This is a genomic window from Staphylococcus sp. HMSC034G07 (assembly GCF_001835975.1).
Lineage (GTDB): Bacteria > Bacillota > Bacilli > Staphylococcales > Staphylococcaceae > Staphylococcus > Staphylococcus ureilyticus.
The window spans coordinates 25,133-38,699 of record NZ_KV826607.1 but is presented as its reverse complement, the minus strand read 5'-3'; the positions used below and the strand labels follow the sequence as shown (position 1 = coordinate 38,699).

Sequence of the window (13,567 nt, the reverse complement as noted above, 5' to 3'; positions counted from 1 at the left end):
ACAAAGCAGAATTAGCAAACTTAGCACAATCTAACCCAGAACAATTAAATGCATCACCAGTACAAGAAGGTTCATATAGCTATAACTTTAATTATAATGGTTTAAACTATAACTTTGAATCAAATGGACAAACTTGGTCATGGAGTTATGGCGAAGGTTCAAGCGCTAACGCTTCAACTGTAGAACAACCACAACAAGCACAAACTGAGCAACCAGCTCAACAAACTGCACCACAAACTGAACAAACACAACAACCTCAACAAGAAGCAACTACAAAAGCTTCAACTCAATCATCAAGCTCAAATGAAGCTTCAAGTGGTTCTTCAGTAAACGTTAATTCACATTTACAAGCAATCGCGCAACGTGAATCAGGCGGCGACTTAAAAGCTGTTAACCCATCTTCAGGTGCAGCAGGTAAATACCAATTCTTACAAAGCACTTGGGATTCAGTAGCACCAGCACAATATAAAGGTGTATCTCCAACAGAAGCACCAGAATCAGTACAAGATGCTGCAGCTGTAAAACTTTACAATGAAGTTGGCGCTTCACAATGGGTTACTGCATAATCTGAATTATAATTCTTAATTAAAATCAAAAAATACTAATAAAAGCTATGAAAGCATCTTTCAGTAGAGAAGCTTTCATAGCTTTTTTATTTAACAATTGGATAAAGTTACGTGTATTTAAGCATAAAGTTATAAAAAGTCATTCCAAACACCTTCATTTGGAGTAGAAGTTACAGAAATAATTTCATCTTTAGTTGGATGTTTGACACTGAGTTTATATGCCCAAAGTGCGATTTGTTGACCGGGTTTATTAAATTTTTGGCCGTATTTTTGATCTCCGTATAAGGGTAAGTTTTGATTTGCGAATTGAACTCTAATCTGATGTGAACGACCTGTTTTTAATTGGATTTGAACCAAAGTTTTACGATTAATGGTTTTGATAACTTTATAATTCAAAATTGCCTCTTTAGCTTCTTTTTTCTTGGAATTAACCACATATACAATGTTTTTATTTCTATCTTTCCATAAATAATCACGAAGTTCACCTTCTTTTTTTGAAGGTACACCGTGAATAATCGCTAGATATGTTCTATATAATTTTTGTTTTCTAAGTTCATTAGATAACCTAGAAGCCGCTTTGGATGTTTTAGCGAATACGATTGCGCCTCCAACAGGCCGATCAAGGCGATGTACGAGACCAAGATATACATTTCCTGGTTTATTGTATTGGACTTTTATGTAATTTTTTAAAATAGACAACAAATCTTGATCTCTTGAGTTATCTTCTTGTACAGGAACATTGATAGGTTTCTCTACCATTAATAAATGGTTATCTTCATAAAGAATATTGTCGAACATTTAATTCCTCCAACATAATATACATTATTAGTTTTCGTAAATTTTAAAATAAAATTATTAAAATTAAACCAAATTAAGATATTATCAGTAGTTAGATATAAATTCAATCTTCCTTATATTTAAAAATCATAAAAAGTAATTATTTATTAAGGTGAAAGTGAATATTATTTTCACACTAATTACATTGTCATTACATATTTGTAAAAGTAGAATAATAGTTCCTGATTGATGTGTTGGTTTTTTTGAATGGAATTGAGGTACGTGATCAATGTAATTGAGGCGTAAAAATTCTAGATATTTTTTAACTTCACTGTAACCCACAAGCTTTTTCTAGATGTTACAGTGGGAACTAGCAAATTTGATAAAAGTAATTTTGCAAAATCGAAAACACAAATTTAAACACAAATTTAAAAGTATTATCTCTTAGGAGGATTTATTAATAATGAAAAAAACAGTATTAGCTTCAACGTTAGCAGTAGGACTTGGCGTAACAGGAATTGCAGCAGGAAATTCAGCAGATGCGTCTGAACAAGGTATCGATCAAGCACAACTAGCTCAACAAGCACAAAACAACCCTGAACAATTAAATGCTAAGCCAGTACATGAAGGTGCTTATAACTATAACTTTAATCAAGATAATTTAAATTATAACTTTGAATCTGATGGCACAAATTGGTCATGGAGCTATGGTGAAGGTTCAAACGGATCAAGCGATGCATCAACACAATCAACAACTAATGCAGGACAACAAGAACAAGCACCGCAAACTCAAGACCAAACACAACCACAACAAGCTTCATCAGAACAACCAGCACAAGAGCAAGCACCTCAAACTGAGCAAACGCAACAACCACAACAAGAAGCAGCTTCATCACAACAATCAACAGGTAGTTCAAGTGAAGCATCAAGTGGTTCATCTGTAGACGTGAACGATCACTTGAAACAAATCGCGCAACGTGAATCAGGTGGCGACTTAAAAGCAGTTAATCCATCTTCAGGTGCAGCAGGTAAATATCAATTCCTACAAAGTACATGGGATTCAGTAGCACCAGATGAATATAAAGGTGTATCACCAACGGAAGCACCAGAATCAGTACAAGACCAAGCAGCAATGGATTTATATGAATCTGAAGGTGCTTCACAGTGGGTTACTGCATAATAAAATAATATTTAATTTTGAAATATTGTATCATCAGTCCCTAGGTTCTTTTATAGAATCTAGGGATTTTTCATTTTTTAGTGGAACATGAAAATGATTAAATTAGAGCATAATATTAAACAGCTTATAATAAATTGAAGTAAACATTATATACTTATAATTCAACATAACCCGCATACATTGAAAAACATACGTATTTTTATTATTATGTTTTCTGTATTAAAAAAATTATAATTTGAAATTGTAATTCTGAAACTTTTTAGCTATTGCTGAAAAGTTTCTTTTTGTGTTGAAAGCAAAATGGACGAAGTATAGTTAAGAAAATGGTTGTTCAAAAAATAGATTAATCTATAGAAAGAGGTGTTGGTTCAATGGTATATAAAATTCATCTGAAAAATATTTGTTTTTGTCTTTTAGGTACTTTTTTAATTGCAATAGGCGTCAATTCTTTTGTTTTAGCTTCAAATTTAGGAGAAGGTGGCACAGTCGGTATTTCTTTGAATCTAAAATATACTTTAGGTCTTTCTCCAGCGTTGACGACACTTATCATTAACATCATATTAATTGGTGTTGGTTGGAAATATCTAAGTAAAACAACTGCACTTTATACTTTGATTACTGTGGTTGCAAGTTCATTCTTCTTGGGTATTACTGAATCTTTTAATTTAAATTTAGAGTCTGATTTTATCAATACTATTTTTTCAGGCGTGCTCATTGGTATCGGTACAGGATTTGTGATATCTGCCCGTAGTACATTGGGCGGTACTTCAGTTATTGCAAAAATTATAAACAAATACAGCGAAATTAAAACGTCACAAGCATTATTTATACTTGATTCATTGATAGTTTTATCATTCTTACTTGTCTTACCTATACAAAATGTACTTTATACTATTGTCATGTTGTTTATCGTTGAAAAAAGCATGTCTTTTGTAATAGAAGGATTTAATCCTAAAAAAGCAATTACTATTATTTCAGATTTTAATGCAGACATTAGTAAACAAATTAATGAAGAAACAGGTCGTGGCTCAACACTGTTAAATGGTGTAGGAGGATATCAACAAAAAGAAACGAATGTGCTTTACGTAGTCGTTCCTCAAAATCAGTTAGCTAGAATTAAAAAAATTGTAAATCGTCATGATGAAAATGCCTTTTTAGTAATCCATGATGTACGAGATGTCCTAGGAAATGGATTTATGAAATTACAATAAGCATAGAAAAGCAAATATCTTCAAATTAACTACAAAAATTTGAAAATACCAGTCTTTCATTTATATATTGGATGGCTGGTATTTTTATATGCGCATTTGTTATGGGATAAATATGTTATCATTACCAATTTTTAAAATAAGATACGAGATAAAAAGATAACAGTGGTAACTGTAAAAATACTAAATAATGTAGAAAACAATACAATTTGTGCATGTAATTCCGGTTCAATTTGATATTCCATGGCAATCGTAGAAGTATTTCTTGAAGTAGGAAAAGAACTAGCAATAAAAAGTGATTGTGCTACAACACCGTCTAAGCCTAATAAATAGATAACTGCTAAAGAAAGTATTGGACTTATTATTAAACGACCGATAAGTGACCATGAAATAACGCGATGGAAAAAGTTGATTTTAATTCTGGCAAGTTGTGCTCCTAACAAAATCAGTGCTATAGCTACAAATCCATCAGAGAGTTGATCGAGGGGAATTAAAATCGTTTTGGGAAGCTTAACAGTAAAAACTTGGCAGATAATTCCTAGCAGAAGTGCATGAAAAACTGGTAGACGTAAAAATCCGCGTGTGATATCTGCCATTGATTTACTAGCTGATAGTAGATTATACATACCATAAGAATATGTGAGTAAATTTTGAAATACTAAAATGAAAATTTGGACTGAGACACCGATTGGATTATGACTAAATACGAGTTGACTGACTGGTAACCCGTAATTTCCTGAATTCATTAACGAAATACTATTTTTTAGAGCAGCACTTTCTCCTTTTTCCAAATGTAGACATTTAGAAATTAAATTGCCAAGTAAAATTAAAATAACGCTGAAAATGATAATATAATATATTATGTTTAGTAATAAAGGTATATCAATGTTAATTTGGTAAATGTTTACAAATACTGATGCCGGCATTAAACAGTATGTTATTAAAGTGGAAAAGTGTTTAAGATTAAAAGAAAATTTTATTTGAAGTATTAAACCCAACAATATCAGAAGTAAAATAGGCAAAATAACTTCTGAAAGAATAAAAATAAACATAAGCAACCTTCTATCTCTAAAAATTTTATGTGATGAAAAATAATGCAATATTCATTTACTTTTACGTTAGCACATATTTATTATAAGTAAAATAAATCTTAATAATTAGAATTGATAAGTAAAGGTTATCATTATGTTGCTCAAATAGTAAGTGAAATGTAAAAATCTCAATAAATATAAAGCGTGCGGTAGCTAATTATGTAAAAAAAGTAATTTTAAAAAGACAAGGTACTGAAACATAAACCCTAGAAAAATAACACTCATATGATTTAATTCAATCCATCTGAGTGTTTCTTTGATTATTCAATACTGCAGCATATTGTTGGCTCGATTTCTTAGGGACAGATTCAGTCTGTCTCGTCTTCAGATTGTCTTGTTCCAGCAAACGTCTCGCCAAAATACAATGTATTCATATGTACTTTTACGTTAAATACTTTAAAAAATAAGACACTATATCAATCCAAGTTGTAACTCAATGAGCTAATTATAATTAAAACAGTATTGAAAAAAGGCAATTTCTATTGAAATAATATAGAAATTGCCTTTTCACTTGTCCAAGAACTTTATGTCCCAGACTATTTTTTTGTTAACTTGATAGATATGTCTAATATTTTGTATGACATTATCGTATGTTCATACAGTATTTCAAAGCATCATTTACTAGACAAGTTGTTTAAAGTTTTCTAGGCGTTTTGCTTTTTCTTCATCACTAATACCATGTTTTTTAACATAGCGATTATTTTCGTGTTCAGCACATTCATGGCAACAAGCGCCTAAATAACGTGCTTCATTTTCTTCAGATACTAAAATTTGACGGTTACATTCAGGATTAGAACAATTGATGTAACGTTCACAAGGTGTCCCATCAAACCATTCTTTACCTACAACAGTTTTTTCAACTTGATTGACATCTACACTGATACGTTCGTCAAATACGTACATTTTGCCGTCCCAATACTCACCTTTTGTTTCTGGATCTTTTCCATAAGTGGCGATACCACCTTCAAGTTGGCTTACGTCTTCAAAACCTTCTCTTAATAGATAACCGGAGAATTTCTCACAGCGAATACCGCCAGTACAATAAGTGACGATTTTTTTATCCATAAATTGATCTTTATTTTCTTTAATCCAGTCTGGTAAATCTCTAAAACGAGTAATATTAGGTCGAATCGCACCACGGAAATGTCCTAAATCATATTCATAATCATTACGCGCATCGATAACAATTGTGTCATCATCAAATAATGCTTCTTTAAATTCTTTAGGTGATAAATAATTACCAGTAAGTTCTTTAGGGTTAATATCTTGCTCTAAATCTAATGCTACAATTTCTTTTCTAGGACGCACGTGCATTTTTTTAAACGCGTGACCATCTGCTTCATCAATTTTGAAAGTAATTCCTTTGAATCTTTCATCTGATTGTAATGCGTTCATATATTTTTCTGTTGCTTCAACTGTTCCTGATACAGTACCATTAATACCTTCAGTTGATACTAAGATACGTCCTTTAAGCTCCAAATCTTTACAAAAATCTAAATGCTCTGTAGCAAATGTTTCTGGGTCTTCAATCGTTGTATATTTATAATACAATAATACTCTGTAATCCATAATTCTATTCTCCTCTAATTTATTTCTGTTTATAATAGTTTTATATAAAATTAATAGTTTAGTGATGTCGTGCGGCTACAATCCATAATGATATGATGAATGTTTGCTATATGCTTTTATAAAAGGACGAAATTCTCCTCACTATATTGTAACAAAAAAGGAACAATATTCAATTTAAAAATTTTGTAAAACTAAATATTGTCAAAAATTTTTTGAAGAGCGTTTGAATTATGATAAAAAACATGTTCTTTTCAAATTTATTATCAATGAAAAGAACATGTATATAAATTTACTTATTTTTATTTGTAAAGATAAGTGCAACTACTAAACTAATTGTACTGATAGCAAAGATAATATTCATAATAGAAAGTGTTTCTATAATCACTACATCTTTGCCTAATCGTTCAAAAGCATTTTGTTGCATTTCTTTCTCTGAATTAAAATCACTGTCAGCTCTTGAAGGCTTTTCTTCAATATCTTCTAATAATCTTTCTTTAACTTTAGGCATGTTATACCTCCTTATTCTCTATTATATTTTTCCCTATTAACAAAAAATAAACCATCAATATATAGGCGTTTGCATCATATGCTTGAGGTGGATATACTTTTATTAATCAATGAAATAAAGCAGGAGAGGATAGTATGGAAACTGTATATTTAGCAGGTGGATGCCTTTGGGGTGTTCAGGCATTCGTTAAGACATTACCAGGTGTCATTCAAACAGAAGCTGGTAGGGCAAATGGTATTACGCATACACTTGATGGAGAATATGATGGTTATGTAGAAGTAATTAAAACGGGTTTTGAACCGGAAAAAGTATCTGTTTCTGATTTAATGGGGTATCTTTTTGAAATTATTGACCCTTATAGTGTAAATCAACAAGGTCAAGATATAGGATTAAAATATAGAACTGGCTTATATAGTGAAGACGCAAAACATTTAAAAGAAGCACAGGCATACATAGATGCAATTGAAGATCATCATCTTATAGCCACAGAGGTATTGCCACTGACGAATTATGTTAAAAGTGCAGAAGCACATCAAGACAGATTATCAAAATTTCCAAATGACTACTGTCATATACCTAAAGGACTTATTAATAAGTATAAAAAGTGATGAAACAATATAGATTTTAAAGTAAAACTTCTTTGTATATTTTGAAAACATTTTCATAAAAAATAACCATAAAATTTTTGAAAAAAGGGTTTGACATTTAAATTTAAGGCGCGTAATATACTAAAAGTACATGGGGTGTACTAATGTATTTTCATCCCTTTAAATACTTAGTCATACGCATTATACTAAGACAAATATTTTTGTTTTAGTCTTTTTTTATCTTATAGTACACGGGATGTACGATTAAAGGAAGGTAGTTGGAAAATGTTGAATGAATTTAAATTTATTTTTAAAAATAAAATGTTAGTGGTCTCTTTAATTGCTATATCGCTTATTTCATTGCTATATGTAGCTTTGTTTGTTGGTTCAATGTGGGATCCATACGACAAGACAGAAAATCTAAAAATATCTGTTGTCAACCATGATGAAAAAGCAACGCTTAATAATAAAGATATTACTATCGGTGATGATTTAGTAGACAAATTAAAAGATAATGATAAGTTTGATTTTCAAGTTGTTTCTGAAAAAGAAGCAGATAAGCAATTGAATAGAGGTGAAAGTGTAGGAACAATTATCGTTCCCAAGAATGCTTCATCCAATGCAACGACAATTTTAGATGAAAATCCTAAAAAAATAAATCTGGAAACTAAGGTGAACCCAGGCTCTAGCTATACGGGCAGTCAATCTGCAAATTCAGCTATCAATACAGTGACTGAATCTATAAAAGATAATATTAGATCAAATTATTTGAATGAATTATTCGCTAGTGCTAAAAAATCACAATCAGGTTATCAAGATACATCTGATGCATTAGGGCAAATGTCTGATGCAGAAACACAACTTATTGATGGTAATCAAGAAGTGACAAATGGTATTCAACAAATGGCGCCGATGGTAGGTCAACCAGCTAAAAAGTTATTATCAGGAAATCAGCAAGTAACAGATGGGTTGAAAGAGCTTCAGGCTAATAATGACGAATTAAAATCAAAAATAGACGACGCAGTGAGTCAGCAAAACAATGTTTCATTTGAATCCGAAAATGAAAAAGCGCTTAATGATGTTACTAAAGTAAAAGAAAATAATCCGACGAATGCTGATGAATATGGTGCAACAATTGTTCCTTATATGGCAAGTGTAAGTTTATTTGTTGGTGCGCTATCGTTTAGTGCGATTTATCCATTGAGAAAAACGATTGATAAATCTACAACTTCAATAAGACAAACTTTAGGAAAATTTGCATTATATATTGTTCAAGGTGCGTTATCTGCATTGTTCATGAGTAGTTGGGTATTATTTGTATTTAATATGTCAGTTGGTAATGTCTGGAAATTTATATTAGTAGGGTTATTATGGGCTATTGCAGCAATTACAATCACATCATTCCTAACATTATTCTTAGATAGAATAGGACTCTTTATATCAATGATTCTTTTAATCTTACAATTGAGTGCAAGTGAAGGTATGTTCCCAATAGAGCTTTCTGCAACGTTCTATAGATGGATACATCCATTTTCACCAATGTCATATGCTATTCAAGGATATAGAGAAGCAATATTCACTAATGCAGGTCACTTCGACTTTGGTTTTGTTGTAGCTCTACTTATCGGAATCATTATCGTAATGATGATTTTACAATATTTAGTTTTATTATGGTTTAATAAACGTGAAAAATTACCACTTTCTATCGAATTCAAGTAACTTATAAAGGGGGATAAAGTGATGAATGATGTAGATGCATCGATTGAGAAAGCGATAACCAAATTTCAAATCGTGATGCTGTATTTAAACAAAGAAATTATTGAAATGGTGAATGAATCATCTCTCACAAACCTACTTTCAAGAGAACAAATTGAAGCGATGAGAATTATTCAAACAAAAGGTCAAGTTACGATTAATGAGTTAGCTGGGCTACAAAATATATTTAAAACAGCTGCTTCAAAAAGAATCGGTAAACTTGAAGAAATGGGTTATGTGCAAAGGGCACACTCAAACAATAAAAGAATTAAATTAGTCCAATTAAGTTTAGAAGGTGAAAGTTTCTTAAAACAAGCGACTTCAGCAATGAGTGAATCAGTGAAAAATCGCTTAGGTAACCAATTTTCACTTGAAGAAATAGAAGATTTTGTAAATCAATTGGAACGAATCGATGAAGCCTTTAGAAAAAGTAAATAATTACTAAGCAATTAAATGAGTTATACATGGACTTGTAGCTACAGGATTAGTATACTAAATGATATAATTTCAAGCGTATACTAACTGAAAAACATAAATTTTTGATTAGGGGTGAAACATAATGAAAAGAACAGCTGAACGTATACTTGCCTGGATTGGTATTGGTTTACAGCTATTAGGTGTAATTGTTCTGGCAATATTCTTACCATTAATTGGAAATGGTGACAATAAAAATGCAATGATACAAGCAATGATGGAAGATGATAGTTCAATCACATATGAAAATGGAGAAGCGGTTATTAATATGTTAAGTGCCTTGGTAACTGCAGGACTAGTATTATCTATTGTGCTACTTATAGTGGCGATTATTGGTGCAGTGTTAATTGGTAAAAAAGCCAAAGCTGCCGGCATTTTATTAATCATTGTGGGTGTTATTTCATTAATCGGTAACTGGATTACTGCCATTTTATGGTTAGTAGCCGGTATCATGTTGCTAGTAAGAAAACCTCAAAAACCTATTTATAGCAGAGATGAGGAAGATGATGCTAATCCCTTTATCAAAGATGGGTCACAAGTAAATGAACATAATAACTCATATGTATTATCTGAAAATCAAAAAGAGAACGAACAAGAAAAAATCAAAGAAAATTATTCCGATACTGACGAGGATAATAAATATAAATATTAATTTTTAATCCAAGTTTGCCTTTGATAGGTAAACTTGGATTTTTTATATATTATTCAGATTTGATTGTATCTAAAATTAATTGGAGTTGATTATATAATTGATGTGGCTCTATCTTCGTATTTGTATTTTTAGAATTATGTTGTTTTATAAAATCTTTTGGTGTCATATGCATCACATTTTTGAAATCTCTCAAATAAGTATTGTATGAACGGAACCCATAATCTACCCAAATTGATTCGCTATTGCCATTTGTTAATAAATCCCTAGATAAACTATAGATTTTAACTTTTTTAATGTATTTGATTAATGAAATATTCATTTTTTTTGAAAATTCTCTAGATAAATAACTACTATTTACGTAAAATGTTTTAGCTAGTAAATTAAGCGTTAATGGTTGCTTGTAATGTTGGTTAATATAGTCTACAACGTTTTTAATTAATTTATTCGAGTAAGTCAACTGACCATATATATTTGCTTGAGATGAATTGAGGTAATTAATTAATTTAATAACTCCGATGTCTCCATTAAATAAATTATTTTCTAAAATATTTTTTAAAGTTGTAATATAAGTTTCGGTAATCAACTTACTTAATTTATATTTTTCTAGAAGATTTTCTCGATTGATTAAGGTGAAACGATGATAACTTAAATTATTTACTGAAATACAAGCAAGCATACCTTCTCGATGTACAATGAGATTTTCTTCGAAATCGTATACCACAAATACATCGCCTCGATGAAATATAAAATTTGATTTTACTTTTTGGAAATGAATCATACCTGAAATAACCAAATATATATTGGAAAAGTTAGGTGTATTTAAATTTTCTAATTGATCACCTTCATCATAAATGATGTGATTATAATCCATTGAAACCCTCCATTCCTTAAATGTTGCTACAAAAGTTAGCATCAATTTATGTAAAATGAGAATCAGATTAAGTATTAAGGTATTGGGAGTGAGAGCAATAAATTTGTTTTGGAAATGTAGATATACTTAAATTTAATTTCATTTATTTAAATAGTACTCTTTTTAAAATTAATACGTCAATTAATGTTGCGTAATTATAATAAAATAAAATTCTAAAACTAAAAAATGGATAATTTTTACATCTGTTTATAATATATTCTATTATTGAGCGTAAAAATAGTGATAAATTCGAACAATTCGTGAATAATTTTGAAGTACTGAATAATTGAAAATATTTTCAGCGTTGTATTAAGTCAGTATTCCAGCTAATTAGCAAGATGTCATAGGGTATTGATTTCCATAAAATGAGAATCATAAAAGTAGCATTTTAGTGAGTTTAGCGTCCAAAAAATAGAATGCTGTATACAAATTGGGGTAATATCAAATCAAGTAGCATAACTTGGATTGTTATTAAACTAAATTAAAATGCAATAAAATAAGTTGTTCTATTGAGGAAGATAATAAAAACATGTAAATTGATAGTAAAGGTTAATATAGACATTAAATTGAAATTAACGAATGAGGTGAGCTAAATGATGATGATGATTGGTATACTTACACCGCTATTGGTTATTGGCTTTATAGTTATGTCAATTTTGGAAGAAAAAAAACGAAACAAAAGAGAGCAAGAAAATAATAACGATGATCAAAAGCACATAAATAATACGACTAATAGCAATGAGGATAACCGTAAAGATGAATAATTCATTATTTTATTGTTATAAACCTCTTTAAATAGTAAAGTGCTCCATTAAATCATGCACATATTAAAATAGTATGAACAAAGCAAAGTTTAGCATTCTATTGATACGATATAGGAGTTGAAATATAAAATTGATTTCTAATTTATCAATTTTTATTTCACTCCTAATTTTTATATTTTCAAAGTATATCAACGACATAATTTTAATGGTCAGATATCTAAATTTAACTTAAACACAAATGAAATATGTCTAGTGTTAAATTTTCTTACAAGGAAGTGTTATATAATGAGTGAAATGATATATATATTACAAAGTGTATTATTACCTATTTTCATAATGATTGTATTGGGATTTATCTTACAGAAAAAGTTCACACTAGATTTAAAAACTTTAGCGAAATTAAATATATATGTGTTTGTACCAGGATTTATTTTTGTAAAGTTTTATAAGACAAATTTTGAATTACATTTATTATTATATATTGTAGTTTTCTTTATAATATACATAATTTGTTTATATATCGTGGGCAAAGCTTTAACTTTAATAAACAAGAGGGATAAAGGGGAAGCTACGACGTTAACCAATAGTGTATTATTTTTTAATTCTGGAAATTATGGTGTACCAGTTAATGACTTAGTGTTTAAGGGAGATCCACTCGCGATGTCTGTTCAAGTCATCGTTTTATCATTACAAAATATTTTCACTTTTTCGTATGGCATTTTTGCAATACAGTCTGCACAAATTGGAAAGTTAAAAGCGATGTTAGGGTATTTTAAAATGCCAGTGCTATACGCTTTGTTACTTGCAATTATTTTAAATTATGCGGATATCCCCATACCGGAATTTATTTGGACGCCAGCTAATTATGTGGCAGATGCGATGATTGCAATTGCTTTAATCATGCTAGGAGCACAAATTGCGAATATAAACTTTACTTTCAAGTGGTCACTATCATATATTTTTATATTTGTACGTTTAGTCATTGGACCAGCTATCGCATTAATCATTATAAAAATCATGGGTATTGAAGGAGTGATTGCACAAACACTTTTTATCGCTTCAGCAATGCCAACATCAGTAAATAGTTCTGTGATAGCGCAAGAGTATGACAATCATCCTGAACTTGCAGCAGAACTTGTCTTTTTATCAACTTTATTAAGTTCAATTACTGTGGTAATTGTTATTTATGCTTCTAAATTATTATTTTAGATAAATAAAAAGTTATATGAATTATCATTACCAATACGTTTAAGCGCTGAGATATAAAAATTAAATCTTGGCGTTTTTTATTTCAGTTTTTAGCAAATTTTTATGAATTAAAAAATCACTGATGTATTTAAAGTGCTGAAAATTTTAATGCCACTTTTCTTGCTATATCAAACTTAAACCATGTAATATCCTTGTTTGTCTATTGTATAAAAATTGAATCGAAAATATTTTATTTGTAAAAATAATTTTTATTTTCAAATTTATTGTGCTATAAATATAGCGTGAACGACATTTAAAATAAATAGTTTGAAAATAAC

The 13,567-nt window shown here is 30.0% G+C and carries 15 protein-coding genes; 9 read left to right on the top strand and 6 right to left on the bottom strand.

Annotated features, from left to right (window positions below; all coding sequences use genetic code 11):
• Nucleotides 1-566: transglycosylase family protein (locus HMPREF2586_RS05520; protein ID WP_070812671.1), on the top strand; the 566-nt coding region annotated here is incomplete at its 5' end.
• Between the two features lie 129 nt (nucleotides 567-695).
• Here HMPREF2586_RS05520 and HMPREF2586_RS05515 read toward each other — a convergent pair.
• Nucleotides 696-1,364: an RluA family pseudouridine synthase gene (locus tag HMPREF2586_RS05515; RefSeq protein ID WP_064209903.1), complete on the bottom strand. Its 669-nt coding sequence runs from the start codon at nucleotides 1,362-1,364 to the stop codon at nucleotides 696-698.
• Between the two features lie 442 nt (nucleotides 1,365-1,806).
• Between HMPREF2586_RS05515 and HMPREF2586_RS05510 the strand changes: the two genes are divergently transcribed.
• Together HMPREF2586_RS05510 and HMPREF2586_RS05505 are read left to right on the top strand one after the other, a co-directional pair.
• On the top strand, nucleotides 1,807-2,523 hold the full coding sequence (locus HMPREF2586_RS05510; protein WP_070812670.1) for a transglycosylase family protein: 717 nt from the start codon (nucleotides 1,807-1,809) through the stop codon (nucleotides 2,521-2,523).
• 371 nt (nucleotides 2,524-2,894) lie between these two features.
• Nucleotides 2,895-3,734: a YitT family protein gene (locus tag HMPREF2586_RS05505; RefSeq protein ID WP_046206940.1), complete on the top strand. Its 840-nt coding sequence runs from the start codon at nucleotides 2,895-2,897 to the stop codon at nucleotides 3,732-3,734.
• Nucleotides 3,735-3,865: 131 nt separating this feature from the next.
• On the opposite strand, the gene HMPREF2586_RS05500 is transcribed toward HMPREF2586_RS05505, so the two are convergent.
• The 4 genes from HMPREF2586_RS05500 to HMPREF2586_RS05490 form a co-directional block, all read right to left on the bottom strand.
• Complete coding sequence (locus tag HMPREF2586_RS05500; RefSeq protein WP_046206941.1) at nucleotides 3,866-4,783, bottom strand: AEC family transporter; 918 nt, start codon at nucleotides 4,781-4,783, stop codon at nucleotides 3,866-3,868.
• Between the two features lie 274 nt (nucleotides 4,784-5,057).
• On the bottom strand, nucleotides 5,058-5,180 hold the full coding sequence (locus HMPREF2586_RS12970; protein ID WP_256324342.1) for a hypothetical protein: 123 nt from the start codon (nucleotides 5,178-5,180) through the stop codon (nucleotides 5,058-5,060).
• Between the two features lie 263 nt (nucleotides 5,181-5,443).
• Nucleotides 5,444-6,391, bottom strand: coding sequence for an oxygen-dependent tRNA uridine(34) hydroxylase TrhO (locus tag HMPREF2586_RS05495; RefSeq protein WP_046206942.1), 948 nt, complete (start codon nucleotides 6,389-6,391; stop codon nucleotides 5,444-5,446).
• A gap of 289 nt (nucleotides 6,392-6,680) precedes the next feature.
• Nucleotides 6,681-6,899: a hypothetical protein gene (locus tag HMPREF2586_RS05490; RefSeq protein WP_046206943.1), complete on the bottom strand. Its 219-nt coding sequence runs from the start codon at nucleotides 6,897-6,899 to the stop codon at nucleotides 6,681-6,683.
• 134 nt (nucleotides 6,900-7,033) lie between these two features.
• Between HMPREF2586_RS05490 and HMPREF2586_RS05485 the strand changes: the two genes are divergently transcribed.
• The 4 genes from HMPREF2586_RS05485 to HMPREF2586_RS05470 all read left to right on the top strand — a co-directional run bounded on the left by HMPREF2586_RS05485 (nucleotide 7,034) and on the right by HMPREF2586_RS05470 (nucleotide 10,367).
• Nucleotides 7,034-7,507 (top strand): peptide-methionine (S)-S-oxide reductase, encoded by a 474-nt coding sequence (locus HMPREF2586_RS05485; RefSeq protein ID WP_070658161.1) that lies wholly within the window; start codon nucleotides 7,034-7,036, stop codon nucleotides 7,505-7,507.
• 264 nt (nucleotides 7,508-7,771) lie between these two features.
• Nucleotides 7,772-9,205, top strand: coding sequence for a YhgE/Pip domain-containing protein (locus HMPREF2586_RS05480; RefSeq protein ID WP_070658163.1), 1,434 nt, complete (start codon nucleotides 7,772-7,774; stop codon nucleotides 9,203-9,205).
• Between the two features lie 21 nt (nucleotides 9,206-9,226).
• Nucleotides 9,227-9,679, top strand: coding sequence for a MarR family winged helix-turn-helix transcriptional regulator (locus HMPREF2586_RS05475; RefSeq protein WP_046206946.1), 453 nt, complete (start codon nucleotides 9,227-9,229; stop codon nucleotides 9,677-9,679).
• Between the two features lie 121 nt (nucleotides 9,680-9,800).
• Nucleotides 9,801-10,367, top strand: a complete 567-nt coding sequence (locus HMPREF2586_RS05470) for a DUF4064 domain-containing protein (protein WP_046206947.1) — start codon at nucleotides 9,801-9,803, stop codon at nucleotides 10,365-10,367.
• 49 nt (nucleotides 10,368-10,416) lie between these two features.
• Here the strand turns inward: HMPREF2586_RS05470 and HMPREF2586_RS05465 are convergent, their stop codons facing one another.
• Nucleotides 10,417-11,238 (bottom strand): helix-turn-helix domain-containing protein, encoded by an 822-nt coding sequence (locus tag HMPREF2586_RS05465; protein WP_070658168.1) that lies wholly within the window; start codon nucleotides 11,236-11,238, stop codon nucleotides 10,417-10,419.
• 632 nt (nucleotides 11,239-11,870) lie between these two features.
• On the opposite strand from HMPREF2586_RS05465, the gene HMPREF2586_RS12855 reads away from it, so the two are divergent.
• Nucleotides 11,871-12,041, top strand: coding sequence for a hypothetical protein (locus HMPREF2586_RS12855; protein WP_155390634.1), 171 nt, complete (start codon nucleotides 11,871-11,873; stop codon nucleotides 12,039-12,041).
• A gap of 285 nt (nucleotides 12,042-12,326) precedes the next feature.
• Nucleotides 12,327-13,250, top strand: a complete 924-nt coding sequence (locus HMPREF2586_RS05460; RefSeq protein WP_046206948.1) for an AEC family transporter — start codon at nucleotides 12,327-12,329, stop codon at nucleotides 13,248-13,250.
• Nucleotides 13,251-13,567: the final 317 nt, after the last annotated feature.